The following is a 25,890-nucleotide window of genomic DNA, read 5'->3' as shown; positions in this document are numbered from 1 at the left end:
CCAAAAGTATTAAAGCTATTATTAAGATCACACTTCCGACAGAGCCTGCCACGAATTAAAATATTGAGAGCGAGTTCCTTCTTTTGCATGAACAACCGCGCTTAACTTTCCCTTGAAGTCATCCAATGGGACAGCGGCAAAACAATCCTCCTCATGGTTGTATCCGACGATTACATCCACTTCCATGCGAGTATACCCTTTCTTTTGACCATTCACAGGATTCAATGAGTAAGCTTCAAGAACATATACGGGATATGGAAGTGGTGAGTTTTTGTAGGCAGAATCGCGTTTCAAGCTCTTAACTTGTATTTTAATAAATCGTCCATCCTTCTCAGCAATAAGATCGTACCGGCATGCTCCGGAAAGCGGACGGCTAACAGTATATCCTTGAAGAAGTAATTTTCCAGCAATGACAACTTCTCTTGCATCAGCTAAATATTGTTGAGTCACATCATTCATCTGCACCACCCCATGCCTCATTCTTCATCTCTCTAACCGTTTCATCATCATTTGATTCGTTCTTTTTTTCATAAGTCTCTGTAAATCGCTGTCCATCCATTGTAATAAACTCAAATTGATCGAAAACATAGCTATAGCCACCCGGGATATCCTCATTCTCTATGCGCTTATAATAATGATGGACTGAACAATAGGCATCGCTATTTTCAAAAAAGAAAAAATGATTGCCTTCTTCAAACCAATCACCTGAATGTCTAAACAGAATACAATCAAATAAAGTGAGTTGTTGGATGGAGTATAACTTGCTTATTAACTTTCGGAATGATTCAGGATGCAGTATCTGATCCAGCCGTTCCTTCAGAAATGGGTCGATTGATCTGTGATATCTAACTTCATCCCCTATTGAAAATTGGATTACAGACTGATCTTTAACAAAGCTGTCTCCATTATATTGATGTGGAACCCATTCTCCATCACGAGAAAAATCCACCATATCATCACACTTTATTTCTATATACCCTAAAGTCTTGCCATGGAAGTAGCGCTTGCCTTTTTGTTCGACTAGCGTCCCTTTTTCTTTGCCGAATACTGCATAGTAATCACTCATGAATGTTACCTCCAACAATAAAGCACCAATCTCCAAACTTCCAATGATTTATTTGGAAGTAGGACTATTGCTACAATTTTACTGATAATCTGATAAGCATGTAAATGATTTCTGATTTTACCTTGGTATAATTTCTTTAGACATATGAGGGTCTGTTCTTCACATTCACAAAACACAAAAGGCATGGTTATATGAACCCATACCTATCAGATCTATCAAATATGCTACTGTATTTCGGAATGACTTCTATTTCCACCTCCTCGATTTACTTATCGTAGTAATTGAAGAACAGATTCAGGGGTTTGATCGGTCTGTATTAGCATTACTTGGGCCGCCTCCGGCGATACGACAGTTACACATCCCTTTATCTCAAGTATCGCCCAGTTTCTCGCTTAAAGTTCAGCGCCAATTATTTTTGCACATCGTATTGGGCTTAAGTTTATGAAAAAGTCAACTTTCTGGATTAGTACCACTTCTAATAGTGATTTATTCATTTCTAATCATTTCACTTATATTTACCCCGTCAATTTTGTAAATGTAACCTTGCTCTAAATACTTTTTGGATTTCTAATTCCCCTCGTATTTATTCAAGTAGTAAAATATCGTTGATCACATGCTTGACAGTATTGTTGGGTTTCAAATCTAATGAAATTACCATCTTCATAATCATATACTTCGCTTTCAACTGAAATGATCCATGGACAACCACATTCTTGACAACCTGAGTCCTTATACTTCTCCATTTCATTAATAACGTGTTTAGCATAATCGTTTCCATTATCTGCGGCTATTCTGTACCAATACTCACTTTTCTGCCAATCGCGAGTAGTGCCATATCCTCTGAGGTAGTACCATGCTAGCTCGACCTGACATAATACCACCCCTTTTTCAGCCCCCTCTTTAAAATATTTAAATGAGGCATTCGTATCAGCGAATTTATTCATATTGTGAAGCTGTCCTAATATGTAGGTAGCCTTAACATTACCCTTTTGGTATGCCATTAACGCATACTTGTAGGCAAGATCAATGTTTTGGGGCAATCCATTTTTTCCTTCTAAGTAATTAATGCTTAACCAATATTGAGCGTTACAGTTACCGTAATCCGCTGACTTTATGAAATATTCGTTTGCCTTATCTATTTGTACTGTTCCGATTAAACCCTTTAAATAGATAACAGCGCATTTTTCAAGTGCATATTCATCTTCTGTTTGCTTTGAATACCAGTAGAGAGCATCTTGATATTTTTTTTCATTAAAATAATAAATATCCGCCAACGCAATTTGAGCAGGTGCATATCCTTGATTGGCAGATTTCGTATACCAATACTTTGCTTGATTAATATCATTTTCAACATCAATTCCCTGCTCATACGATACTCCGAGATTGTATTGAGCAACTTTATCGCCATTGTATGCATTTATTGTGGTGTTACTATCTTTGTCAAAGATATAAGCCATACTCTGATCAGCCAACTTTCGTAATTTCTCTAACTTCTCCGAATGAGAAAGGGTTTTGTCGGTACGAATTGCAATCATCATTTTCCCGATTTCTTCAGGCGATAGTTCATTCTTTACTTCTCCTTTTGATTCTTCAGGAATAAAAGCCGCTTTTCTAATGGAGTCAGATTTTTGATCGTTTTGTTTATTTGTCTTCGCATCCATCAAGGATAAAGGAGATTCAAAGAATTCGCGAGTACATGTATTCTCATCTGCTAATTTGTTTTTCGTTTCGACATTTTTGCTTTGGGGCATTTTGCTCTTTCTTATCTCATTCATTTTTTGCAGATTAGGAAGAGTAATTGATTCCATCTTCTGTTTTGTCTCGTTCTTTTGTATTTCTGCTTTCTTCATAAGATCAACAGCGAAATAATTGCCTAAGTCCTCAGGTCGTATAACGGATAATTTGCGCAGTTTATTTATGGCATCCCGTTTTCCATCATTTTCTTCTTGCAGAGCCTGAATCATCTTTAATCGTCGCGAAATGCTGAGATCTTTGATGTTGCGGATTTCATCCATCTTCTTCAGATTGTTGAGGATTCCTTGTTCGAGGTCCTCTTCTGTTCCCTCCGTTTCTTTTAGTGCTTCAGTGGTAGTAACAGCTTTCCGTAGTTCTTTTTGCGGAATATTATCCCTATCTGATGAATATGATGCTCCAATTAGAGTAGAAATATCTTTGCTATTAATTCGATACAATAACCATACCGCGTCTTCATACACTCCCATCTCAAAGACACCTTTGCCAAGCCGCAAATTGTAGTTTAACCAGTTGCCAGCTTCACGCAAAAAAGCTCTACCATATCCCTTGTACTGCTCGTAGTTTTTGCGGATTTCCCTTCTTCTGTCCTCTTGTGTATTGAAAAAAACAAACAACTCTTCCGTCATTTGCTCGCCTTGTTCTAACCCGCGGTTGATGAAGTTGTAAAGTTTTATTCGTGTCATGTAGTAATGCTCTCCTTGCACTTCAAACGACTTTTCGTGATGGATTTGTGCCGCGATTATCATGCGAATCCGCTCTCTAAAATCATCAGAGAAATTCTTTTTGCAAAAGCTATCAACTTCATCAAACTGTACGCCCTCAAACAACATATCACTCAAGATATTAGATCCCCCTCGATAGCATATAGCGATTACCACAATCAAAAAGGAAATGCAAATAATGCAGTTATTGTCGTCCTGGATAAAAATTGTGTTGAATCATGGTAAAACATGGTACAACATTCATTATATTTACTTATAAGTTTATTTTCAAACTATAACGTCTAATTTAATGGTAAAGATATGACAATCACCATTCTCTACTCTATAAGCAGAGAGGTGATTAAGATGTCCGATTTTCTTAAACTGGTTGGCGAGCAAATTCGATATATAAGAAAAGCAAAAGGATTAACACAACAGACACTGGCGGAAAAATCCAACCTCCAATTAAGTTATATTAGCGACGTTGAACGAGGCGAACGAAACATTTCATTGGAGACATTGGAAAAAATTATTACCTCGCTAGAGATTGCTCCCATTGAACTTTTCAACTTTAACAGTACAGACATTGAAAATGACTTGATAGAGAAGAGGATGATCATAGAGTCCCTTCGAGCTTTGTTACAAGAAAGACGCATCGATGAAGTAAGATTTATTAGGAATGTGGCTCAAGAGTTTGTAAAAACTGTGGATAACGATTAATAAAAGAGCCTATTCAATGCAAAAAATCACACAAATTCCCCCCGGTTCCACAACACAGAATACAAGGGGGGGGACATGCCGTTTCATGCCCCACCCGGTTTCATATGGACTGTGATCTACTGCTCAACAGTAGATTGCAGTCCTTTTTTGTTTGGGCTTCTGGTGAGCATGACAGCGTACAGGGAAGGTGAGGAGCTCGCAACACTGAAAGGAGGTGGTTCATTTTATCTGCTGAACAAAAAACAGATTGTAAGTTGTCATGGTTATCGTGGAAAACAAAATCATGCAAAATGGAGGAAACATGTATGAACGTAAAGCTCTATGTGGCCAATCTAGCAAAGTACAACGAAGGGAAACTGGTTGGTGAATGGCTGACATTGACGATGAGTCCCGAAAAACTGGCGGAACAGCTACGATGCATTTTGGGAGTGGATGAAGAATACGCGATCCACGATTACGAAGCACCTTTTTGCATTGGCGAGTATGATAACGTATACCAAATCAATAATATTGCCGCTGTGTTGTCCAAATATGACAGCAGGGTTGTCGTTGCGCTTTCTGAATGTCTGGACAACGTGGATGAGGTTGTGAGGCAGTTGGAAAACGGCGACTTCAGCGTTTATTTCGACGTGAACAGTTTATGCGATGTCGCGGCGAATATGGTAGATGAAGGTTACTTTGGCCCGATTCCCCCATCCCTAGCCAGCTACATCGATTATGAACATATTGCGAGAGATTTGAAGATGGACGGATGGTTTATGCACCATGAACTAAGGATTGCAATTCGTCCTCACTCATAATCTCCTGAAGAAGAAGCTTTACTCTTTTCCAATTAAATCTGATATATCGTGCCTGCTTGCGTCAAAGCGGGTTATTTGTGTTGCCTTATTTTTGCAAAAGATAGTATCCCAGCAAAGGATGGAGGTGAAATCATTTATGAGAAATTTGCTAATAAATCTGGAGTTGAAACTTGCCGATCTGCTCATTCAGGAGAAGATGCTACGCAACTGTGACACCAATCATCCAATCAATGCTCGTAATCTTGAGCAGATACACAGACGCATCAAGTCTCTGAAAATCCAGATTGATATGATTGACGTTCTGTGGTCGGTTGAACGAGAAATAAGCAAGAAAGGAGTTGTGGCTTATGCAACAGAGCAAAGAGAGCTTGTCAGATGAGTTGGTGAGGCTTATGAATCGTTTGTCATTAAACGGCGATATACACATGGCTGGGCGTGTCTTGCACGCTTACGCAACTGGCTTCTGGAGGCTTGAGCGGAAGATTGCTAGAGAGTACGTCATTCAGTACTTTCAGGAGAACTATCCCAAGCAATTACAGCGGTATTTGAAGAAAAGGAAGAAAATCAGATCATAGGCTCTTTTGCAGAATGATGCAGAAGGGCCATTTTTTATGCCCGAAAGGAGGTGAGGATGATGGGGAAGCTTGTTGATTTGTATGAGAAGAGAAAGTGGTTGCTGGCGGCATTGAAGCATTTACGGGGTATCAAGCAGATGCGTCCCACTTGGGGGCGTCTTTATGCCCGTACTCTCGTCAAGCTGGTGCTGGTCGAGATGCAATTGGAACAGTTAGAAAAACAAAAAGAGGCGTGATCCAAGAGGATCACACCAAAGCGAATGCTGATTGTATTGTACTGGATTTCACTTCACCAACACAAGGAGGGTATGCCGCCCTCCTTATTTTCATTTTACGGAGGTAATTGACGATGATTGATAGATATGACAGCAAGCCTGCTCTGGCCGATATCTTTGCACAAATTTTACGGGAGAAGCCAGACAGCCACACCATTCGTACTTTGCTGACCACCTTTCCAACGCTTCAGGATTTGATTAATGCCACAGAAGAGGAATTGAGATCACTCCCTCGGATAGGTGTCGTAAAGGCAAGGAAAATCATGGCCGCTTTAGCCAGTGCTCGAACTCTATGCACCGAAATATCGCGTCCGCAGGTAGTTCGTTCAGCAAAGGATATTTACGACTTCCTCAAGGCTGAGATGATTTATTTGCCCCAAGAACACTTTGTTGTTGTCGGATTAGACAAGCGGAATCGGATTTTGTTCTGGAAGGTAGTCAGTGTAGGAAGCCTTGATGCCGCAATAGTGACCCCGAGGCAGACCTTCCTTCCATTGTTAAAGCATGCACAAGTAGAGAAAGCAATTTTCGTCCATAACCATCCATCTGGAGACCCGAGCCCATCACGGGAAGATACAACTTTAAGCCATACTCTCAAGAAAGTAGGAGAAATCGTGGGAGTAGTAGTTCTCGATTCGATTGTTTGCGGCATGAATTCGTACTGCTCTTTAGCCGAGCAGGGATTAATGTAAATCTGGTCAGGAGGCGGAAGGCATGACGAAACGCATCAAAAATGCAGTAAACCCCCACATTTTACGGGAGAGCGACTTGTTGACGATTGAAGCATTGTTACATCACATTGATCACCCGAATCAACTAAAAAGACTATCTCTAGATGATTTATCTCAAATAGTCGGCTCATTTACGGAAGCAAAACAGCTTCATGCAACCCTGCAACTTGCACATTTACTTTCTAATCCCGGCTGGCAGGATACATTCGTCATTCGCATGCCAAGAGATGCCTACCAGTATTGCAAGGAGAAGATTAAGATGTGCGGCGATTGCCAAACAGTATTGTTGAGCTTAAACACTAAAAACCATATTACTGGCTGGACTCAGATTGAGTCAAAAGTGATGAACGATATCCCTGCCTGCCAACGATTTATTTTCCGGCAACTCATATTGCGGAACGCCGCTTCGGGGATACTGGTGAAGATGCAAAAGGCGGGCGACATTCATCCAACTCCCGAACAAATCACAATGGCTAAGGCAATTGCAGAGGCCGCTGAAGTGTGCGGGATTCCTATTCTCGATGTCATAAATCAGACAGATTCAGACTTTCTCAGTTTCAAGGAACGTGGTTGGATATAGGCTCAATAGGTAAGGCATAAGTGTCAGCCCTTGTTTACTGATACTATTCCTAGACATGGAAAAGAGAAGAGTCTGCAGTCCTCTTCTCCACTCCATGTATTTCAATCTGCGCAGAGTAACTGGTTGGGCTACTTAGAGATACGTGACTTCCAGTACTCCCTTCTTGCGGCATCACTTAAGTTCTATTCTACCGTGGCCATGGATCGCTGACACAGCAGTTGCCTCGTCGAACCCGAATCTCTCTACTAGTCCGGCTCCGATGATTCTTATGAGGTCATGTTGGGTTCTTATGATCGTCGGGTTCTTACTGGCACCGGTGGATATCTTGAAGTAGTTCCACCACTGGGAGACGACCGCTTGGCATTTATCCAGGTATTGCTTTGCGTCCGCAGTGCTTGTTGTGTCTGGGCCCGCGCCCCCCGCGATCGACGAGACTTCCGAAAGGAGACAGTCGATTTTCTTTCTCCTTGGCACTCTAATGCAGACGAGTTTTCCCTGTTTATTCGGCCTGCAAAAGTGTGTGAATCCGAGGAAATCGAAAGAGCCATCCCTCAGGTTGAGATTTACCACCCTTGTTTTGTCGGCGCTACACTTCAATTTGAGGGCCGCCAGCTTACGAACAATTAGATCGTGGATTTCGCGGGCATTTTGTGCTGTATCGGTTATAACAATGAAGTCGTCTGCATACCTAATCATTTTGCCTTTTCTGAGATGTTCGCGCCGCCACCATTGATCTAGTTCGTTGAGGTAAATATTCGCGAGCAGTGGCGAGATTGCTCCGCCCTGCGGCGTTCCGGCGTCGGCATATGAGATTTTCCCTTTCTCGACGACACCAGCCTTGAGCCACCCTTCGACGAGTAAAATGATTCTCTCGTCGGCGATGCGTTTCCTCATCAGTTTCACGAGTAGATCATGTGGGATGTTATCGAAGTACGATTTGATGTCCACTTCGACGACATGATGATTTCGCTGGTTGACAATTTTGCTTATTTCTCTAAGAGCGTCGTGGGCCGAGCGGTCGGGCCTAAACCCATAGGAGAAGTCAAGAAAGTCGGCCTCAAAGATAGGTTCGATGATGAGCTTCACCGCTGTCTGTACCACTCTGTCTTTGATAGTCGGTATACCCAGCGGGCGTAGGTCACCATTGTCTTTCGGAATATATATCCGTCTGACCGGAGCCGGGGAGTAGCATCCATTCTTTAGTTCCTCTTGAATCTTGAAGAGGAATTGCTCCAGTCCTTTGTCCTTGATGCGTTTGATTTCCCTGTAGTCCTTACTCTTTGAGTGACGATCGCTCGAGACATGTTTCCACGCCCTAGTGAGATTGCTTAGATCGTACACCTTATCGATAAGTGAGTGGAATCGCCTCTTCTTGTTTGTTGATGCCGCTTGATGGAGTTTGTTCTGGAGTACATTCCAGTCAGTGTTCCTAGTGGTATCCACAATCACTGATTCATCCATCTCCTAAAGTGAAGCTTTGGTATATTCAATTTGTTGCCTCTATACTGTACAGTTGGCAGGTCGTACGGGATCCCTTCAGCCTATGCCAGTGCCCATCTGTCCACCTAGTTAGAGGATTCTCATTTCGTCGCCTATCACTCCGGTTGTGAGGGCTGTCCTTGTAACCTCTTCCTTCGCCGTGCCGCCCTGCAGTAGCAACTCGTGGAGGTTGAGATTTGTAAAATAGTTGTTAACAACGTCTGTGGTTTATATTAGACTAGGATTAGTCACGTGTCAATAACCTTATTCGGAGGTTTGATTATGCCAAAAAGAAATCTTTCAGAAACAGAGTACTTAGAATTAGCCTCAATGGGCATAGGAGCTCGCATCCGATTTCTTAGAGAGAAAATGGGCTCTTTATATAATAAAAAGGACTTCACAACACAATCGCTTTCTAAAAGAATCGGTATTACACCACAATCTCTCACGAAAATAGAACGAGGAGAAACGGAAAATCCATCATTCAAAGTCATCTACAAGATAGCCAAAGACTTTAATGTTCCGATAGAAGTGTTTTCAGATGAATTCTATCTACCTGAACACTTTAAGAGTTTCACTATAGGCTTTGACGACGATGAACCTAATCACTTTACTCCAACTGAAGATAAGCAAAGGTCTAGCGAAGAGCGGTTTAAGATTAAATTTACTGTCTCTCAAATTTTCGATAATGACGAAATGCGAATAGTACTTAGTAAGGAGACTAGACACTTTCATGACAAAACTTCGCTTATCAGCTCATTGGCACGAATCCTAAATGAGATTCAGATTTTAGATGCTATATCATCCGATCTCCACCCACAATATCTGAACAAGAAGGAGAATGGTTTGCCCTTCAATACCGCTATGCATCTCTACAATTCTATCTTTGAGTACCCTGACGGATTCCCCAGAGGTAACCAATCAGTATTCAACCGATTAGAGAACACATTTCTTGAACATGGAAGAAGATTAAATAAGAAAAGTCACCAAGACGATTAAGATAATTCCTCAAGGCTTTTACATCCTTTTTGTTAGACCTGATCTCACCACAGATCGGGTCTTTTTGTTTCTATGCAACGGAAAAGGAGGTGGTTTTTAGAACACTGAGTATCGATACGGAATCAAATGCCTACGACTAACCGAAAGGAGCATTCACAATGAACGTCGTCACCTATCTGCGCGTATCATCCAAACAGCAATCTGAACGCGAGCTATCCATCCCCGCACAACGCGAAGCCATCCAACGATATGCAGATCAGAAAGGATGGATCATCGTCGAAGAGTTCGTCGATGAAAGCAAATCTGCAAAGACCGCAGATCGACCCGCTTTCCAACGTATGATCACCAAAGCAAAGCAACCACAGAAAAACTTCCAAGCCATCCTCGTCCACAAGTTCGACCGCTTTAGTCGTAGTCGTGAAGATCATATCATCTACAAAGCCCTGCTCAAGAAGCAGGGTATTTTTGTGTACTCCGTGACTGAACAAACCGAACCAGACACCCCACACGGCGTATTGCTGGAAGGTATGCTGGAGGTCATCTCTGAATTCTACAACCTGAATCTGAAGAACGAGACGTTGAAGGGAATGAAAGAAAACGCATCGCGTGGATTTCACTGCGGAGGACGCATTCCATACGGATATCGCGCCATCGTCGTCGATGGACATGTTACGCTAGTCCCTGGCGAACAACATGAAGTGGAAGCCGTACAACTCATCTTCAAGTTGGCGGCAGAAGGAATGGGCGGCAAAAAGATAGCACGCATACTGAATGAATACAATCTGGCACATGCTGTTGATCGTCGCTGGAGTCCATCGACTGTCCTCTCCATCCTCGACAATCAGGTGTATCTAGGACATCGCATCTGGAACAAGCGTACCAAAGGCATGTCGCAGTTCAAGGATGAAGATGAATGGATCATCACAACCAACAGTCATCCTCCCATCGTCAGCCAACAACAATGGGACGCCGCGCATACAGAATTGCAACGGCGCAAGAAAAGTAAATAGCTTGATCATCCGCTTTCAAAAGGCAGGTATCGCTCACATCGGGCATACCTGCCTTTTTGTATTTTCAAGCCTTTCACCATATCGCAAAGGAGATGTTTCCAAATGAAAGTTGTCATCTACGCTCGCGTATCATCCGATCATCAAGCAGAAAAAGAATTGTCCATCCCAGCCCAACTTAAGGCGATCCACAAGTTCTGCCAAGAGAAAGGATGGATGGTCGTCGGCGAATATCTTGAAAAAGGAAAATCAGCGAAGTCAGATGAGCGCCCTGAGTTCCAGAAGATGATCGCGATGGCTAAGCGTCCTAATCGTCATTTCGATGCCATCGTCGTCCACAAGTTCGATCGCTTCTCACGGAAACGTGAAGATCACATTATCTACAAGGCATTACTGCAAAAGCACGGCGTAAAGGTCATCTCTGCAACAGAACAGACCGATCCTGAGACACCACACGGAATGTTGCTCGAAGGCATGCTTGAGGTCATTTCAGAGTTCTACAACGTCAATCTCGCCGCTGAAGTGAAAAAAGGCATGTCCCAGAACGCCAAGCAAGGCTATAGCAATGGTGGCAATGCCCCATATGGCTATCGTACTGAGCACATCGCCCTTGGAGCCAACAAAACGAAATCAGTATGGGTTTTAGGCCCCCGAGAGGAAGTGGATACCGTAAAATGGATTTTCAACCAGTACGCTCAGGAAGGCCTAGGGTACAAAGCAATCGCTACCCTGCTTAATCAGAAAGGCGTACCTACGCTGAAAGGTGGCAAATGGTCTGCAAGCACGATCCGCGCAATCATCTTCAATGAATCCTACATTGGACGCAGAGTATGGAACAAGCAGGACTACCAGACAAAGGGCAAAAAGTGGAAAGATCGCTCCGAATGGATCATCACGGAGAATGCCCATCCGTCGATTATCAGCAAAGAACTGTTCGACAGATGCCAAGAACTAGCCAAGAAACGCCACAATGGCGGCGGACAGGCCCACAACCCATTTCAGATAAAGCCGCACTCCCCTTTCTGGTTGCGTGGCATTATGTACTGCGACAGATGCGGTAACAAAATGGTCGGCAACTCATCGTCTACGCACAAAAAGAATGGCGGCCAAAAATACTACATTTGCGGAGGTTACCAACGTCACGGGAAGGAGTATTGCAGTTACGTTGGATGGAGAAAAGAGCGTGTGGAAGAGATCGTATCTATGAAGCTCAGAAATGCTTTACTCCGCCTCTCACTGGATAATCACTTTGAAGAAGAGATCCATCGTTATCACGCAGAACAAAATAAGCATGTCTACATGCAGTTATCGGATTTAGAAACGGAAATTACGTTCCTGAAAAAGCGGATCGAAGTCATCGAGAAAGATATAGCATCAGGTAAAGCTAAGCCTTATTACCTCGACATGTTAAACGAAATGCGGCAGGAGCTTCTTGAAAAAGATACGGAGTACTCCACCCTCTCGGCTACCATCAACTCGGTCACCATACCTGACTACTACATCGATTCTGTTAAATACGACATGAAGACGCTGATCAGCCTACTTGATAATGAAGATTCCAGTCCTCAGATGATTTACCAAGTGGCAAGCAAATATTTGTCGAGAGTGGTGATTCAGAGAGAGACGAAGGTCATGCATATGATCTTACAATTCAAGACAGGTGATATCACTTTGTACGAAAAGACATTGGTTGCAGATTTTACAGTCCATAAATAACGACCACAAGTCATCTTTGCACAGGGTGTGTCTCGCTAAGAGCCCCCCTGTGCAACCTCTATATTTTCGTCGTTCCTCTTCATTTGCTCAACTTAAAACTGCTAAAAATTCTCATTACGAAGCGCCTACCGACTCGAATAACATCAGATTTCTCCCGCTATACATTGAGTGATCACCTTAAAAGCTTGATATAACGGGCTTTCTAACCGCAATATATAGCGAACCTTCCCCATAAACGCAAAAAAGTCACCTTAATAGGTGACATCACTGATATGTATGGTGGAGGCGGGGGGATTCGAACCCCCGTCCGAAAACAGCGATACATAAGCATCTCCGAGCGCAGTCGCTTTATAAAATTTCGGTGATCAACCTGCGAAACGACACGCCAGCTGAAAACCTAGCCTGATTGCTCTTCTTCCATTGGCTCCAGGCGGAAGCCTCCGGCGTAGCCCGTTAAAGTTGAGCCCTAGCCACGGCACACGGGCCGATACAGTGGTAGAGCCTCACTGGTTATTAGGCAGCGAGAGAAAGTTGTTTGTTGCCAGTTAATGGCGTTTGCGTTGATGACGAGGTCCGCAACCCCCCGGCTCGCTTCTTATGCTCTACCATCCCCGTCGAATCCAAAACGCCCCCATGATAAAAGACGATCAGGCATTCAAGGAAGTAAAGAGCACGAAAAACCCAGATGACTTTGCAATACAAGAAAGCTGCACCTGGACTGTCTCTTCATCGTTGACTGCTTCCTAACTATATCATATTGCTGCCACGCCTACAATGTGCGTTTGCTGGCAAGCGTGGCAGCGGTGACCAACTATGCTTTTTGCCGTTCCCGCAAAGCGCGTTGAATATCGCGGGCGGCATCTTTTTTCTTCAAATCTTCCCGTTTGTCGTAGTTTTTCTTCCCGCGAGCCAAGGCGAGCTCCACCTTGGCCCAGCCGCCTTTCAAATAAATGCTCAGCGGCACGAGCGAATACCCTTTTTCCCGGGTTAAGCCGATCAGTTTCAAAATCTCCAGCCGTCTCAGCAGCAGTTTGCGGGTCCGCTCCGGTTCATGATTGTACCGGTTGCCCTGTTCATACGGGCTGATGTGCACATTGTGCAGCATCACTTCACCGTTTTCGATTCGGGCGAAGCTGTCCTTCAACTGAACCCGCCCGGCGCGCAACGATTTGATCTCCGTTCCCGTCAAGGCGATACCCGCTTCATAGACGTCTTCGATATGGTAATCATGACGCGCTTTGCGATTTTGCGCCAGCGTTTTGGTACCGGTCTTGTTCACGGACATGGTCGATCACCTCGATTGCTGATTTGGTAGAGATTAGTCTAACAAAAAACAGCAGCGGTGACAAGTTATTTTCGCTTGCGTTTCGCTTGCCCAACCACGTTTTTCCGGCGTTTTTTCTTCGACTTGATAAAGTCCTCCCAGAATGCTTTCGGTTCCGCTTCGGAAACGGTCGGATCGGCCAGCGGCATTGCCGCGAATTCAGCCGCAGCCAACTGACGGTTTTTCCGTTGTTTGCGCGCAACCGCCGGATGGACTTCTTTTTTGCGCTCCGACTTCAGTTTGTTGCCTTTGCGCTGTCCGCGCTGTCCGCCGCGCGCATCGATCACTTTGCCGCCCCGCTCGCGTGGCCGGAAATGATTGGTCTTTTTCATGCCGACGATTTCAAAGTCAATCGCTCGTTCATCGACATTGACGTTGGCTACCCGCACTTGAACAACATCGCCGATGCGGAACTGTTTGCCTGTGCGTTCGCCGACCAGCGCATACATTTTTTCATGGTAATGGTAATAATCGTCGGTCAAGTAGCTGACGTGAACCAGCCCTTCGATCGTATTGGGCAATTCCACAAAAATCCCGAACGAAGTGACGCCGGAAATAACCCCTTCAAATTCTTCGCCAATCCGCTCCAGCATGAACTCCGCTTTTTTCAGATCGTCTGTCTCCCGCTCCGCTTCCACTGCCAAGCGCTCACGCTGTGACGAATGGTCGGCGATTTCCGGGAGTTTTTCGCTCCAATAGCTCATTCTCTCCCCAGTCATTTCCCCGCGCTCAACCCATTCGCGAATTAAGCGGTGGACGATCAGGTCGGGATAACGACGAATCGGTGAAGTAAAATGTGTGTAAAAATCGGTGGCCAACCCAAAGTGTCCGAGGCTTTCCGCATCATACCGCGCCTGCTTCATCGACCGGAGCATGACTGTACTGATAATCACTTCTTCCGGCGTGCCTTTGACTTCTTCCAAAATTTGTTGCAGCGCCCGCGGGTGAACCGTATTGCCTTTGCCGCGCACAGCATAGCCAAAGTTGGTGATAAACTCCAAGAACGCTTGCAGTTTTTCCGGTTTGGGATCTTCATGCACCCGGTAAATAAACGGCTGTTTCATCCAATGGAAATGTTCAGCAACCGTTTCATTTGCCGCCAGCATAAATTCTTCAATGATCTGCTCGGCAATCGACCGATCGCGGAAACCGATGTCTGTCGGCGTTCCCTCTTCGTTGACGTAAATTTTCGCTTCGCGGAAATCGAAGTCGATCGCGCCCCGGCTCATCCGTTTTTGCCGCAGCTTGCGGCAAAGCTCCTCCATCATTTGAAACATCGGGACGAGCTCTTTGTATTTCTCGATCAGTTCCGGGTCCTTGTCTTCCAAAATGCTGCGCACATCGGCATACGTCATCCGTTCGTTGGTGCGGATCACACTGAGATAAATATCGTAGCCGACCAGTTTGGCGCTGCCATCCATCTCCATATCGCAGGTAATGGTCAGACGGTCCACTTTTGGGTTCAAGCTGCAAATCCCGTTCGACAAACGGTGCGGCAGCATCGGGATTACGCGGTCGACCAGATAGACGCTGGTCCCCCGGCGATACGCTTCCTGATCGAGCGGCGAGTTTTCTTTGACGTAGTAGCTGACATCGGCGATATGGACACCGAGCCGATAATTGCCATTGGGCAGTTTTTCGAGGGATACGGCATCGTCCAGATCTTTCGCGTCAGCGCCGTCGATCGTGACCATCATTCGGTCGCGCAGATCACGCCGGCCTTTGATTTCTTCCGGGGAAATTTCGTCCGGCGCGCTTTCCGCTTCCCGCAAAACTTCCTCCGGAAAAGCTTCCGGCAGCCCAAACTTGCGGATGATCGACAAAATATCGACGCCCGGATCGTTTTTGTGGCCGAGAATTTCCGCGACTTCCCCTTCCGGATTGGCGCGCCCTTCCGGATAGCGGACAATTTTGACCACTACCTTGTGCCCGTCAACGGCGCCGTTATATGCCGTTTTCGGAATAAAAATATCTTTGCCGATCCGTTTGTCGTCAGGAATGACAAACGCATACAGGCTTTCATCCTGAAATGTACCGACGATTTCTGTCAAACCGCGTTCCACGATGCGAATAATTCGGCCTTCCATTCTGGCCCCAGTCGACTGTTTTTCAATGCGGGCCAGGACGATGTCGTTGTGCATCGCACCGTTCATATCATTGGCATGGATATAAATATCCGGCTCACCCTCAGCCTCAGGAATAACGAACCCGAAGCCTTTGGCATGGGACTGCAAACGTCCGCGCACGAGGTTCATCTTTTCCGGCACACCGTAACGGTTGGCCCGCGTGCGGATGATCTCCCCACGGTCTTCCAGGACATTTAACGTTTTGACCAGATTTTTGAACTCTTCCGCATCGGTTATGCCAAAGGCTTGCTCCAGCTCCGTGACGGTCATCGGATGGTACGCTTGCTCGCGCATGAAGGAAAGAATATCTTGTTCTTTCATTTAATTTGCTCCTTCTCTCCAGGATAACGATATAATCTGTTGATGACTCCCTGGTTTTTTATCTATTATGGACGTTCTCGGCGAAACGCAATCAGAATAGCGAAAAGGCAGCAAGTGGTACTTGCTGCCTCCATAAGAAACCATTAAGTTGTCTACAAAAAATAGCCAAGCAAAACGGCGAACACCATGAACAATACCGCAAAAATAACCGTTAATCTTCCCAGCAGCGCATCAATGCCGCGCGCTTTTTGTTTGCCTAGCAATTGTTCGGCACCGCCGCCAATCGCTCCGGACAATCCTGCGCTTTTTCCAGATTGCAACAAAATAACAATAATCAAACCGATTGCAGCAATAACCATCAATATTTTAGCAGCTAACAGCATACATTCACCTCAGAACCCGATTTACCAGCACTGTAAAACATATTATTTTTACTTTATCATAGTTATACTCTGTCAGCAAGACTTGGAAAAATGTGTCTTTTCTTTGGAACTTTCAAGGTCTCCTTGCACATTAGGAGATTTTACCGTAAAATGACAATTGTACTGTTTAACTATAACTAGGAGGTCTTTATCCAATGGCTGGCTCAAACAAAAAAGATATGAACCAAAATGATATTGTCGATTCAGCTAGGGCCTTTACTACTTCATTTGGTATTTTGTTTTTGGTTTTCCTCATCGCACTCGTAGCATCTGTTATTTTCCCGCCACAACATGGCGAAGAAGCGCAAGGTGGCGGCGGTGCGCCCACTGCTGCGGTGAACGGCGAAGCCGTCTTTAAGGCAAACTGCGCTTCCTGTCATGGTCAAAATCTCGAAGGGGTTGTCGGTCCAAACTTGACAAAAGTTGGCAGCAAGTACAACGCCGAGCAAATCATGGACATCATTAAAAACGGTAAAGGCGGAATGCCACCGGGCGTACTGAAAAAGCAACCGGAAATTCAAGCCGTGGCAGAATGGTTGGCGGAACATAAATAAAGCGCATACATATCTGCCTTTCATCCTCGAGGAAAGCCTTCTTCGAGGATTTTTATATTTTATGCCATTTTATCGCAAGGGGGAATTCACTTGTCGATGCTGCTCCAGCTAAAACAACTGGCCAAAAAACGCCCGGGCAGTACAGACAGCTACCTGTTTCGCAACCTGTCTGCTGCCGTTGCGGAACCTCAAATCATCCACCTGCTGGGCTTTTCCGGACAAGGGAAAAGCACCTTGCTGCGAATTATTGCCCGATTGTCCGGCGCCGACGCTGGCGAACTTTACTTGTTTGATCAGCCGATGGCCGCCTACTCTCCCGAAGAATGGCGCTCCACGGTTTGCTATGTGGCCCAACAGCCGATCATGCTGCCCGGCAGTGTCGAAGATAATTTGCGAATTGCCAGTCACTTGCAGCAAATCCCCTTCGACCGCGACTATGCCCGGCAATTGATGGAACGAATGGAGCTTCACCTGGACTGGTCGAAAGCGGCAGCGCAGCTCTCGGGCGGAGAAAAACAGCGCTTGGCCTTGATTCGCGCGCTCCTGTTGCGTCCCCGCATCTTGCTGCTTGATGAGGTTACCTCCGCCCTCGACATTCACAGTCAGCACGCGGTAGAACAGGTGCTGCTCGAACTTCAGCGCAGCGAGGGAACTGCCCAAATCTGGGTTACCCATCAGCTGGAACAAGCCCGACGGATCAGTCAGCGAATCTGGTTTCTCGCTGAAGAGCAACTGCTGGAAGACTCCTCCCCCCAGGCTTTCTTCCATTCGCCCCGAACGGAAGAAGCGCGCCGCTTTTTGCAAACGTCTCTTGAAAAAGTAACCAACTAGGAGGATAAGCGTGGCTTCGTTGACAATCTGGTTTTCGGCATTATTCATCATCATCCCGTTGTTGTTTTCCGCAAGACAAAAACTGGCGCTGGAAAAAGAAATTGCTGTCAGCGCCCTGCGCTGCGCCATCCAGCTTTTTTTGATTGGCTATGTCTTGCAATATATCTTCGCATCGAATCATCCGGTTTTGATCGCCCTGCTGTTGCTGATGATGCTCCTGGTTGCCACCTGGAACGCGGCTCGCCGGGGCGCGGGTATTCCCGGCATTCACTGGCGAATCGCCTCGGCAATGATTTTTAGCGAATTGGTCACGATGTCGCTGTTGATCGGCACGGGCAGTATCAAGCTGACACCGCAATACCTCGTACCGCTGAGCGGAATGATTCTCGGCAACGCTATGGTCGTCTCCGGCTTGTTTCTCAGCCAACTAAAACGCGAGGTCAACAGTTCACGCGGCGAAATCGAAACGCTGCTGTCGTTGGGGGCAACGCGCAGGCAAGCGATTCAGCCCGTAATCAAGCGGGTGATCAAAGCCAGCATGATTCCGACTTTTGACACGATGAAAACAATGGGCCTGGTGCAATTGCCCGGAACGATGACCGGGATGATTATCGCCGGTGCCAGTCCGGTCGATGCCGTCAAATACCAAATCATGATCATGTTCTCATTGGCCGCGGCTGCCACGCTTTCCGCCATGGTGCTGGCGCTGCTCTGCTACTCGCTGTGGTATACACCGGAAGGATATTTGCGGGAACAGGAGCAATAAGACAAAACAAAGCTGTCTCCTTGGGGAGACAGCTTCTTCGTCCGTTACATTTTGTCAATGAATTGCGAGAGTTCATCCAGCATCTGGTTTGCCGCCAGAACGCCGCCCGATGTATTCCAGATTACGTCATTTACCTTAAACGCTTTGTTGTTTTTCACGACTTGAAGGTTTTTCCACAACGAATCGTTGGTCCACTCTTGTTCCAAAGCGCTTGCCTTGTTGTCCCCTGTCTCGTAAACAAAGTAAAACAACATATCGCCATCCATTTCCGGAATCCGTTCTTTGGTCACTTCTGCAGCAAAGTCTTCCTTGTTTTGGCTATCCGGACGGGCAAAGCCAAGTTCGTTCAAAATGACACCGGCAAAGGTATCTTTATAGTAAATCCGCACTTTCCCCGGCATAAAGCGCACGAGTGAAATTTTCGTTTGCAATTTATCTCCGGCTTTTTGCTTCACTTCCGCAACTTTTTTATCCCAATCAGCCAGCACTTTTTCCCCTTCCGCTTTTTTGTTCACGGCCTCGGCATACAATTTAAAGTTTTCTTTCCAATCCCCGCGCGGCTCTTCGCAAAAGACGGTCGGAGCAATTGCGGACAACTGCTGATAAATTTTTTCGTGGCGGAATTTCATGCCCAAAATCAGATCCGGCTGCAAGGCGGCAATCGCTTCGACATTCGGTTGAGTCTCATCGCCAACAACCGTTACCCCTTCCATCTGCGCTTTGACATGGTCATAAAACGTGTCGGAATTCCATGCGGAGACGGCACCGACAGGCTTGACTCCCAACGCCAGCAACGTTTCGACCCCCTGGTTGGTCAGTACGACCACGCGCTTCGGCGTTCCGTTGATGGTGGTTTCACCCATTGCATGCTTGACTACATAAGATTGCGATTGCTCCGCTTGCGCTGTTTCACCTGCACTGCTTGATCCTGTTTGTTCACTCGCCTGGTTCTGCCCTGTTCCGCAACCGGTGACCAATAGACAAAGGGCCAGAAGAAAAGCAAGCATCGATCCCATTCCATTCGGACGAATGTATGTACGTTTTCTCATTGTTATGTTTTCCCCCTAATTATACACTGAGAATGATAATCAATTAACATACTATATCGCCTTGACAGCGGCGTCAATAGAAAGGTCGATAATGATTCTCAGTTTCATTGACAAAACCCCTGTTTTCCCTCTAAACTTTAGAAGAAATCCTGATCATTTTTCCAATTCCATTGAATGAAAGAGGACTTAAAATGACCAGCTTGCCCACGAATCAATTATGGAAATGGTTTGGACTGTTTGCCGGAATCTTGGCAATCCTTTGCCTGTTTTTGGCCAGCATTGTCTGGGGTGTGATGAACACAAACTGGCAGACGGTCATGGACGCTTATTTGCATTTTAATGGAAGCAATGAGCAGATCGTCATCAAGGATGTACGTCTGCCGCGGGCATTAATCGCCACTGCGGTCGGGATCAGCCTGGGCATCTGTGGCGCGCTGCTCCAGGCTTTAAGCCGAAACGCTTTGGCCGACGTTGAAATACTTGGGTTAAACAGCGGCGCTTCTTTGGCCGTTGTCGTCGCGATGATCTTTTTTGGCGTCAGCTCTTTGGCGCAATTTACCTGGATCGCCTTTGCCGGTGTCGCCGTCACTGGCGTTTTGATCTATGTCATCGCCGCTTCCGGGCGGGAAGGTCTTACCCCCTTGACACTGACGCTGGCGGGTGCAGCAATGGCGGCGCTTGCTTCCTCCATTACGTATGGATTGCTGACCGTCAATCAGCAAACATTGGATGAAGTCCTGTTCTGGTTAACAGGCTCTGTATCCGGGCGCAAACTGGAATATTTGCAAGCGGTTTTTCCTTATATGGCAAGCGGCTGGCTTTTGACGCTGATGCTGGCCAAGCCGGTGCACACCTTGATGATGGGCGATGAAATTGCCACCAGTCTCGGACAAAACACCCGCTTGGTAAAAATCATGTCCGGCCTTGCCATCGTTTTGTTGACAGGAAGCGCAGTTGCCGTAGCCGGGCCTATCGGCTTTGTCGGTTTGGTCACGCCTCATCTCGCCCGCCGACTGGTCGGTCCCGGACTGTTCTGGCAATTCCTCTACAGTGCGATGCTGGGAGCCATCTTGCTGCTGACAGCAGATATTGGCGCCCGATTTTTGGCCTATCCGACAGAGTTGCCGATCGGCGTGGTCACCGCTTTGATCGGTGCCCCCTTCTTTGTTATCTTGGCGGGAAAAGGGAGTGAGAAACGATGAAAGCCAATTATTCAGTTCGCTCCCGGAAGTTTGCGGTTTCCCTGCTTATCAGCCGAAGAGCTTTCTGGACAACGGTATTCTTCGCCTTGATTACTATCGCTTTGGCCATCGTCAGCACCGGAATGGGCGAGATGAAAATCAGTCCGGCAGAAGTGCTAAAGGCGTTATTGGGAATCGGTTCTCCGCAATCTGCTTTGGTGATTACGACGCTGCGGCTGCCGCGAATTTTGGTGGCCCTGCTCGTTGGAGGCGCATTTGGCGCAGCCGGCGCGATTATGCAGGCGATTGTCCGCAATCCGCTCGCTTCCCCCGACATTCTCGGCGTCACCGGGGGCGCTTCCGTCACTGCCGTTGCTTTTATCACCATTTTTCAGTCGGCCAGCATTTTTCTGCTGCCGTTTGCCGCTTTCGCCGGGGCCATCCTGATTGCCTTCGTCCTGTATCTGTTTGGCTGGAAACGCGGACTCGGTTCATTTCGGCTGGTGATGATCGGAATCGGTCTGAAAGCCTTAACAGGGGCATTGGTGACCATCTTTATTGTGCTCGCCCCGCAAATTCTCACCAGCAAGGCGATGATCTGGCTGACGGGAAGCATTTACGGCACATCATGGACGGATGTTTCTCTGATTTTGCCCTGGTTTTTGATCTTGTTGGCTTTGGCTTCGATCTGTGCCCGACATGCCAACATTCTGCAACTCGGTGAAGAGATTGCGCTGGGTGTTGGCAGCCGCCTCAGCCGCAATCAGCTTTGTTTGATGCTGATTTGTGTAGGATTAACCGGTGCGGCGGTGGCAATCGGCGGCGCGATCGGGTTTGTCGCCTTGCTGGCTCCGCATATTGCCAGACAATTGGTCGGGCCGTCGTTCGGCAGTATTTTGCCCGTTTCGGTGATCGCCGGAAGCTTTATCGTGCTCGGAGGAGATTTGATTGCCCGGACGGCCTTTGCCCCGCTGGATGTTCCTGTTGGAGCGATAACGTCTGCGATCGGCGCTCCGTTCTTTATCTACTTGCTCTACAAAAACCGCGGTCGATAGCTTGCTGGGGAGGAGAAGATCCGATGACATTGGCGACCAAACAACTGACACTTTCGTATGGCGAAAAGCCGATTATCGAAAACCTTGATTTGCAAATTCCCGCGGGGAAGATTACCGTCCTGATCGGCAGCAACGGCTGCGGGAAATCGACCCTGCTGCGCTCGCTCGCCCGGCTGCTGAAGCCGGTGACCGGGGCGATATTGCTCGATGGTCGGGATATTTTCCAACACCCGACCCGCGAAGTTGCCAAACAATTGGCGATTCTGCCGCAAGGGCCTGCTGCCCCGGAAGGGTTGACCGTTTTCCAATTGGTGAAACAAGGGCGCTATCCTTACCAAAACTGGCTGCAACAGTGGTCGAAACAGGATGAACAAGCGGTCGTTCAAGCGTTGCAGGCAACCGGCCTGACGGCATTGGCTGACCGTCCGGTCGATTCACTGTCTGGCGGGCAACGGCAACGTGCCTGGATTGCCATGACGCTGGCCCAAGGGACGGGGACCATCCTGCTGGACGAACCAACCACCTATTTGGATATGACGCATCAGATTGAAATTCTCGATCTGCTGTATGAGTTGAATGAAACCGAGAAACGAACGATTGTGATGGTGCTGCATGATCTCAACCTGAGCTGCCGTTATGCCCACCACTTGATTGCCATCAGCAACCGGCAAATTTACGCCCAAGGAAGTCCGGAAGAGATTATGACGGAACAGTTGGTACGCGATGTATTTCAGCTCGACTCGCAGATCGCTGTCGATCCGTTGTACGGTACACCCATGTGCATACCGTACGGCAAAGGTCGCAAGCTGGCACAACGAACAGCCGTGCCGCAATACTAGGAGGCTGCATGAGTGGGCTGCATGAGTGCCTGCAAAAAGAACAAAGATCACCTGCCCCGGTGCTAAGCACAAGGGTAAGGTGATCTTTGTTTTGTGCGATGAACTCCATCGCTATTGCATTGGTCCAAAGCAAGGTTATTTTTTCAAGTTATAGAAAGCGGCCCGTCCGCCGAATTTGGCTGTATCGCCAAGCTCGTCTTCAATGCGCAGCAATTGATTGTACTTCGCTACGCGATCCGTACGGGAAGGCGCACCGGTTTTGATTTGACCGGCATTGGTCGCTACCGCGATATCAGCGATCGTGGAATCTTCAGTTTCGCCGGAACGATGGGACACGACGGCGGTATATCCCGCGCGTTTGGCCATCTCGATCGCGTCAAAAGTCTCCGTCAAAGTACCAATTTGGTTCACTTTGATCAAAATTGAATTTGCCGTGTTCAGGTTAATTCCGCGTTCCAGCCGTTCGGTGTTGGTCACAAACAAGTCGTCTCCAACCAGCTGCACTTTGCCGCCAAGGCGTTCGGTCAACTGTTTCCAGCCATCCCAGTCATCTTCGGACAATCCATCTTCGATCGAAATAATTGGGTATTTGTTGACCAAATCTTCCAGGAAGGAGATCATTTCTTCTGTCGTTTTCACGACGCCTTCCCCTTCAAAATGATACTTCCCGTCTTTGTACATCTCAGTGGAAGCAACGTCGAGGGCGAGGAACACATCTTTGCCCGCTTCGTACCCGGCCGCCTTGATCGCTTCCAGGATGGTCGTAATCGCCTCTTCATTGGATTTCAGGTTGGGAGCAAAACCGCCTTCATCTCCCACAGCGGTATTTAATCCTTTGGAAGCGAGCACGCTTTTCAGCGAATGGAAAATTTCCGATCCCATGCGCAGCGCTTGCGAGAAGCTTTCCGCTCCCACCGGCATGACCATGAATTCCTGAATATCGACGGTATTATCGGCATGTTTGCCGCCGTTCAAAATATTCATCATCGGCACTGGCAATGTTTTTCCGTTGAATCCGCCCAAATAGTTATACAGCGGCACTCCCAACGAAGCCGCAGCCGCGCGGGCAACGGCCATCGACACGCCAAGGATGGCGTTGGCACCCAATTTGCCTTTGTTTGGCGTTCCATCCAATTGAATCATCGTCATGTCAATTCCCACTTGGTCGAGGGCATCGAAGCCGATCAATTCCGGAGCGATCACTTCGTTCACGTTTTCTACCGCTTTTAACACACCTTTGCCCAAATAGCGCGATTTGTCTCCATCGCGCAGCTCAACCGCTTCATAGGCACCTGTGGAAGCACCGGATGGCACTGCCGCGCGTCCCATCGAACCGTCTTCCAGATAAACTTCCACTTCCACAGTTGGATTCCCGCGGGAGTCCATAATTTCCCGCGCATAAATATCCGTAATAATCGTTGCCATGATCGATCATCTCCTTCGTTTTTCCGTTTCGAATACGGTTTTACTTCTTGATCAGCGACCGGCCGGTCATTTCCGCCGGTTGCGGCACGCCCAGCAGCTCCAACAAGGTCGGGGACAAATCGGCAAGCACGCCATCCTCCCGCAAGGTGACGCCCTCTTTGGTAACAATCACCGGTACCGGATATGTGCTATGCGATGTAATCGGTCGCCCTGCTTCGTCGAGCATCAGATCGGCGTTTCCGTGGTCGGCGGTAATAACGGCTGCACCACCTTTTTCCAGTATCGCATCAATCACTTTGCCCAGACAAGTATCTACTGTTTCCACCGCTTTGATAGTCGGTTCCATCTTCCCTGAATGTCCGACCATATCGCAGTTGGCGAAATTAAGAATGATTGCATCGACGGTTTCTTCCGCGATCTCCTTCAGTACTGCCTCCGTCACTTCCGGAGCGCTCATCTCCGGCTGCAGATCGTAGGTGGCGACTTTTGGCGAAGGAATCAGAATACGCTTCTCTCCAGGGAACTCTTGCTCGCGTCCGCCGCTGAAGAAAAAGGTGACGTGCGGGTATTTCTCCGTTTCGGCAATCCGCAGTTGGGTCAGATTATGCTGAGCCAAAACTTCCCCCAAGGTGTTGTCCAGATTGGTCGGCTTATAGGCGACATAGCCATCGACCGACTCGGAGAAATGGGTAAGACAGACAAAATAGAGCTTGCGCGGATGGTGTTCGCCGCGATCAAAACCGCGAAAATCTTCGTTCGTAAACGCTTGCGAGATTTGAATGGCCCGGTCCGGACGGAAGTTGAAGAAAATGATCGCATCTTCGCTTTCGATCGTTGCCACCGGTTGGTCCTGCTGATCGACGATGACCGTCGGCATGACGAATTCATCCATAATCGATTTCTCGTAAGATTCTTTGACGGCCTTGATCGGATCGGTATAATGCGGCGCATCTCCGTAAACCATCGCCCGGTACGCTTTTTCAATCCGTTCCCAGCGTTTGTCGCGGTCCATCGCGTAATAGCGTCCCTGAATGGTGGCAATTTGTCCGACGCCGAGTTCATTCATTTTCGCCTGCAGCTCTTCGATATAGCCTACCGCACTGTCAGGCGCCACATCACGTCCATCAAGGAAACCGTGCACAAAAACATCCTGGCAATCTTGCTGTCTGCACAATTCAAGAATGGCAAACAGATGATGGATGTGACTATGTACGCCTCCATCCGACAAAAGACCAAACAAGTGCAGTTTTTTGCCTTTTTGTTTTACATGCTGAATGGCGTTGAGCAGCGTCTCATTTTTGAAGAAGTTGCCTTCTTTGATTTCCTTGGAGATTCTTGTCAAGTCCTGATAAACGACCCGACCGGCGCCGATATTGAGATGGCCGACCTCCGAGTTGCCCATCTGTCCCTCCGGCAAGCCAACCGCCAGTCCGCTCGCTTCCAGCGTGGCGTGTGGAAACTTGCTCCAAAAACGCTCGAAATTTGGTTTCTTGGCTTGGGCAACCGCGTTTCCATAGACTTCCTCACGCATTGCAAAACCATCCAAAATGATTAGCGCGACTGGTTTTGGACGATGTGTCATTATGCTGCACC

Annotated in this window: 25 protein-coding genes and 1 other RNA gene; 15 read left to right on the top strand and 11 right to left on the bottom strand. The window is 47.2% G+C overall.

Annotation, left to right across the window (positions count from 1 at the left end):
- Positions 1-27: 27 nt before the first annotated feature.
- The 3 genes from JOD01_RS18660 to JOD01_RS18650 all read right to left on the bottom strand — a co-directional run bounded on the left by JOD01_RS18660 (position 28) and on the right by JOD01_RS18650 (position 3,651).
- Entirely contained in the window at positions 28-459 is a 432-nt protein-coding gene (locus tag JOD01_RS18660) for a group I intron-associated PD-(D/E)XK endonuclease (RefSeq protein WP_197029812.1), read from the bottom strand.
- Complete coding sequence (locus JOD01_RS18655) at positions 452-1,066, bottom strand: DUF2777 family protein (protein WP_024985445.1); 615 nt, start codon at positions 1,064-1,066, stop codon at positions 452-454. The genes JOD01_RS18660 and JOD01_RS18655 overlap by 8 nt, the downstream gene beginning before the upstream one ends.
- A gap of 587 nt (positions 1,067-1,653) precedes the next feature.
- Positions 1,654-3,651, bottom strand: coding sequence for a tetratricopeptide repeat protein (locus tag JOD01_RS18650; protein ID WP_239565584.1), 1,998 nt, complete (start codon positions 3,649-3,651; stop codon positions 1,654-1,656).
- Between the two features lie 237 nt (positions 3,652-3,888).
- Here JOD01_RS18650 and JOD01_RS18645 point away from each other — a divergent pair, with 237 nt between their 5' ends.
- The 6 genes from JOD01_RS18645 (at position 3,889) to JOD01_RS18620 (ending at position 7,203) form a co-directional block, all read left to right on the top strand.
- Complete coding sequence (locus JOD01_RS18645) at positions 3,889-4,242, top strand: helix-turn-helix domain-containing protein (protein ID WP_024985163.1); 354 nt, start codon at positions 3,889-3,891, stop codon at positions 4,240-4,242.
- Positions 4,243-4,547: 305 nt separating this feature from the next.
- Positions 4,548-5,042, top strand: a complete 495-nt coding sequence (locus JOD01_RS18640; protein WP_204519848.1) for an antirestriction protein ArdA — start codon at positions 4,548-4,550, stop codon at positions 5,040-5,042.
- A 136-nt stretch (positions 5,043-5,178) separates the two neighbouring features.
- Positions 5,179-5,421: a hypothetical protein gene (locus JOD01_RS18635; RefSeq protein ID WP_204519846.1), complete on the top strand. Its 243-nt coding sequence runs from the start codon at positions 5,179-5,181 to the stop codon at positions 5,419-5,421.
- Between the two features lie 255 nt (positions 5,422-5,676).
- Positions 5,677-5,853 (top strand): hypothetical protein, encoded by a 177-nt coding sequence (locus tag JOD01_RS18630; RefSeq protein ID WP_239565581.1) that lies wholly within the window; start codon positions 5,677-5,679, stop codon positions 5,851-5,853.
- Between the two features lie 113 nt (positions 5,854-5,966).
- Positions 5,967-6,584 (top strand): JAB domain-containing protein, encoded by a 618-nt coding sequence (locus JOD01_RS18625; RefSeq protein ID WP_204519842.1) that lies wholly within the window; start codon positions 5,967-5,969, stop codon positions 6,582-6,584.
- 22 nt (positions 6,585-6,606) lie between these two features.
- A complete protein-coding gene (locus JOD01_RS18620; RefSeq protein ID WP_204519841.1) occupies positions 6,607-7,203 on the top strand; it encodes a JAB domain-containing protein in 597 nt (198 codons plus the stop codon).
- A gap of 171 nt (positions 7,204-7,374) precedes the next feature.
- On the opposite strand, the gene ltrA is transcribed toward JOD01_RS18620, so the two are convergent.
- Entirely contained in the window at positions 7,375-8,652 is a 1,278-nt protein-coding gene (gene ltrA / locus JOD01_RS18615) for a group II intron reverse transcriptase/maturase (protein ID WP_204519839.1), read from the bottom strand.
- 312 nt (positions 8,653-8,964) lie between these two features.
- On the opposite strand from ltrA, the gene JOD01_RS18610 reads away from it, so the two are divergent.
- The 3 genes from JOD01_RS18610 (at position 8,965) to JOD01_RS18600 (ending at position 12,404) form a co-directional block, all read left to right on the top strand.
- Positions 8,965-9,681, top strand: coding sequence for a helix-turn-helix domain-containing protein (locus JOD01_RS18610; RefSeq protein ID WP_204519837.1), 717 nt, complete (start codon positions 8,965-8,967; stop codon positions 9,679-9,681).
- 158 nt (positions 9,682-9,839) lie between these two features.
- Positions 9,840-10,691, top strand: coding sequence for a recombinase family protein (locus JOD01_RS18605; protein WP_204519835.1), 852 nt, complete (start codon positions 9,840-9,842; stop codon positions 10,689-10,691).
- Between the two features lie 102 nt (positions 10,692-10,793).
- Positions 10,794-12,404 carry a recombinase family protein gene (locus JOD01_RS18600; protein WP_204519833.1) on the top strand — a complete coding sequence of 537 codons (1,611 nt, stop codon included), beginning with the start codon at positions 10,794-10,796 and terminating at the stop codon, positions 12,402-12,404.
- A gap of 277 nt (positions 12,405-12,681) precedes the next feature.
- Here JOD01_RS18600 and ssrA read toward each other — a convergent pair.
- From ssrA to secG, 4 genes are all read right to left on the bottom strand, one after another.
- Positions 12,682-13,037: a transfer-messenger RNA gene (gene ssrA, locus JOD01_RS18595) on the bottom strand.
- Between the two features lie 178 nt (positions 13,038-13,215).
- Complete coding sequence (gene smpB / locus JOD01_RS18590; RefSeq protein WP_204519831.1) at positions 13,216-13,689, bottom strand: SsrA-binding protein SmpB; 474 nt, start codon at positions 13,687-13,689, stop codon at positions 13,216-13,218.
- A 65-nt stretch (positions 13,690-13,754) separates the two neighbouring features.
- Positions 13,755-16,175 carry a ribonuclease R gene (rnr, locus tag JOD01_RS18585; RefSeq protein WP_204519821.1) on the bottom strand — a complete coding sequence of 807 codons (2,421 nt, stop codon included), beginning with the start codon at positions 16,173-16,175 and terminating at the stop codon, positions 13,755-13,757.
- 152 nt (positions 16,176-16,327) lie between these two features.
- Positions 16,328-16,558, bottom strand: coding sequence for a preprotein translocase subunit SecG (gene secG, locus JOD01_RS18580; RefSeq protein ID WP_204519819.1), 231 nt, complete (start codon positions 16,556-16,558; stop codon positions 16,328-16,330).
- A 194-nt stretch (positions 16,559-16,752) separates the two neighbouring features.
- Here secG and JOD01_RS18575 point away from each other — a divergent pair, with 194 nt between their 5' ends.
- From JOD01_RS18575 to JOD01_RS18565, 3 genes are all read left to right on the top strand, one after another.
- Positions 16,753-17,151 carry a YqzM family protein gene (locus JOD01_RS18575; protein WP_204519817.1) on the top strand — a complete coding sequence of 133 codons (399 nt, stop codon included), beginning with the start codon at positions 16,753-16,755 and terminating at the stop codon, positions 17,149-17,151.
- Between the two features lie 96 nt (positions 17,152-17,247).
- Entirely contained in the window at positions 17,248-17,982 is a 735-nt protein-coding gene (locus tag JOD01_RS18570) for an ABC transporter ATP-binding protein (protein ID WP_204519870.1), read from the top strand.
- A 10-nt stretch (positions 17,983-17,992) separates the two neighbouring features.
- Entirely contained in the window at positions 17,993-18,748 is a 756-nt protein-coding gene (locus tag JOD01_RS18565; RefSeq protein ID WP_204519815.1) for an ABC transporter permease, read from the top strand.
- Positions 18,749-18,792: 44 nt separating this feature from the next.
- Here the strand turns inward: JOD01_RS18565 and JOD01_RS18560 are convergent, their stop codons facing one another.
- Positions 18,793-19,797, bottom strand: a complete 1,005-nt coding sequence (locus JOD01_RS18560) for an ABC transporter substrate-binding protein (RefSeq protein WP_204519813.1) — start codon at positions 19,795-19,797, stop codon at positions 18,793-18,795.
- 191 nt (positions 19,798-19,988) lie between these two features.
- Between JOD01_RS18560 and JOD01_RS18555 the strand changes: the two genes are divergently transcribed.
- From JOD01_RS18555 to JOD01_RS18545, 3 genes are read left to right on the top strand one after another with little or no spacing between them, the layout of a single operon-like run.
- Positions 19,989-20,999 (top strand): FecCD family ABC transporter permease, encoded by a 1,011-nt coding sequence (locus JOD01_RS18555; RefSeq protein WP_204519811.1) that lies wholly within the window; start codon positions 19,989-19,991, stop codon positions 20,997-20,999.
- On the top strand, positions 20,996-22,033 hold the full coding sequence (locus tag JOD01_RS18550) for a FecCD family ABC transporter permease (protein WP_204519809.1): 1,038 nt from the start codon (positions 20,996-20,998) through the stop codon (positions 22,031-22,033). Before JOD01_RS18555 ends, JOD01_RS18550 begins: the two co-directional genes overlap by 4 nt.
- 23 nt (positions 22,034-22,056) lie before the next feature.
- Positions 22,057-22,872, top strand: a complete 816-nt coding sequence (locus tag JOD01_RS18545; RefSeq protein WP_204519806.1) for an ABC transporter ATP-binding protein — start codon at positions 22,057-22,059, stop codon at positions 22,870-22,872.
- Between the two features lie 135 nt (positions 22,873-23,007).
- Here JOD01_RS18545 and eno read toward each other — a convergent pair whose 3' ends face one another.
- Positions 23,008-24,297 carry a phosphopyruvate hydratase gene (gene eno / locus JOD01_RS18540; RefSeq protein ID WP_204519804.1) on the bottom strand — a complete coding sequence of 430 codons (1,290 nt, stop codon included), beginning with the start codon at positions 24,295-24,297 and terminating at the stop codon, positions 23,008-23,010.
- Positions 24,298-24,337: 40 nt separating this feature from the next.
- Positions 24,338-25,879: a 2,3-bisphosphoglycerate-independent phosphoglycerate mutase gene (gene gpmI, locus JOD01_RS18535; protein ID WP_204519802.1), complete on the bottom strand. Its 1,542-nt coding sequence runs from the start codon at positions 25,877-25,879 to the stop codon at positions 24,338-24,340.
- Positions 25,880-25,890: the final 11 nt, after the last annotated feature.

Origin of the sequence: Brevibacillus fulvus, assembly GCF_016908525.1 — a bacterium.
In the GTDB taxonomy this organism is placed as follows: domain Bacteria; phylum Bacillota; class Bacilli; order Brevibacillales; family Brevibacillaceae; genus Brevibacillus_G; species Brevibacillus_G fulvus.
Note: the sequence above shows the minus strand (reverse complement) of the source record. Positions and strands in the feature narration are given on the sequence as shown.

Excerpts from the sequence above, each read along its gene's own strand:
- JOD01_RS18660 (WP_197029812.1), bottom strand. The coding sequence starts at position 459 with ATGAATGATGTGACTCAACAATATTTAGCTGATGCAAGAGAAGTTGTC.
- JOD01_RS18655 (WP_024985445.1), bottom strand. The coding sequence starts at position 1,066 with ATGAGTGATTACTATGCAGTATTCGGCAAAGAAAAAGGGACGCTAGTC.
- JOD01_RS18650 (WP_239565584.1), bottom strand. The coding sequence starts at position 3,651 with ATGTTGTTTGAGGGCGTACAGTTTGATGAAGTTGATAGCTTTTGCAAA.
- JOD01_RS18645 (WP_024985163.1), top strand. The coding sequence starts at position 3,889 with ATGTCCGATTTTCTTAAACTGGTTGGCGAGCAAATTCGATATATAAGA.
- JOD01_RS18640 (WP_204519848.1), top strand. The coding sequence starts at position 4,548 with ATGAACGTAAAGCTCTATGTGGCCAATCTAGCAAAGTACAACGAAGGG.
- JOD01_RS18635 (WP_204519846.1), top strand. The coding sequence starts at position 5,179 with ATGAGAAATTTGCTAATAAATCTGGAGTTGAAACTTGCCGATCTGCTC.
- JOD01_RS18630 (WP_239565581.1), top strand. The coding sequence starts at position 5,677 with ATGGGGAAGCTTGTTGATTTGTATGAGAAGAGAAAGTGGTTGCTGGCG.
- JOD01_RS18625 (WP_204519842.1), top strand. The coding sequence starts at position 5,967 with ATGATTGATAGATATGACAGCAAGCCTGCTCTGGCCGATATCTTTGCA.
- JOD01_RS18620 (WP_204519841.1), top strand. The coding sequence starts at position 6,607 with ATGACGAAACGCATCAAAAATGCAGTAAACCCCCACATTTTACGGGAG.
- JOD01_RS18610 (WP_204519837.1), top strand. The coding sequence starts at position 8,965 with ATGCCAAAAAGAAATCTTTCAGAAACAGAGTACTTAGAATTAGCCTCA.
- JOD01_RS18605 (WP_204519835.1), top strand. The coding sequence starts at position 9,840 with ATGAACGTCGTCACCTATCTGCGCGTATCATCCAAACAGCAATCTGAA.
- JOD01_RS18600 (WP_204519833.1), top strand. The coding sequence starts at position 10,794 with ATGAAAGTTGTCATCTACGCTCGCGTATCATCCGATCATCAAGCAGAA.
- smpB (WP_204519831.1), bottom strand. The coding sequence starts at position 13,689 with ATGTCCGTGAACAAGACCGGTACCAAAACGCTGGCGCAAAATCGCAAA.
- rnr (WP_204519821.1), bottom strand. The coding sequence starts at position 16,175 with ATGAAAGAACAAGATATTCTTTCCTTCATGCGCGAGCAAGCGTACCAT.
- secG (WP_204519819.1), bottom strand. The coding sequence starts at position 16,558 with ATGCTGTTAGCTGCTAAAATATTGATGGTTATTGCTGCAATCGGTTTG.
- JOD01_RS18575 (WP_204519817.1), top strand. The coding sequence starts at position 16,753 with ATGGCTGGCTCAAACAAAAAAGATATGAACCAAAATGATATTGTCGAT.
- JOD01_RS18570 (WP_204519870.1), top strand. The coding sequence starts at position 17,248 with ATGCTGCTCCAGCTAAAACAACTGGCCAAAAAACGCCCGGGCAGTACA.
- JOD01_RS18560 (WP_204519813.1), bottom strand. The coding sequence starts at position 19,797 with ATGAGAAAACGTACATACATTCGTCCGAATGGAATGGGATCGATGCTT.
- JOD01_RS18555 (WP_204519811.1), top strand. The coding sequence starts at position 19,989 with ATGACCAGCTTGCCCACGAATCAATTATGGAAATGGTTTGGACTGTTT.
- JOD01_RS18550 (WP_204519809.1), top strand. The coding sequence starts at position 20,996 with ATGAAAGCCAATTATTCAGTTCGCTCCCGGAAGTTTGCGGTTTCCCTG.
- JOD01_RS18545 (WP_204519806.1), top strand. The coding sequence starts at position 22,057 with ATGACATTGGCGACCAAACAACTGACACTTTCGTATGGCGAAAAGCCG.
- eno (WP_204519804.1), bottom strand. The coding sequence starts at position 24,297 with ATGGCAACGATTATTACGGATATTTATGCGCGGGAAATTATGGACTCC.
- gpmI (WP_204519802.1), bottom strand. The coding sequence starts at position 25,879 with ATGACACATCGTCCAAAACCAGTCGCGCTAATCATTTTGGATGGTTTT.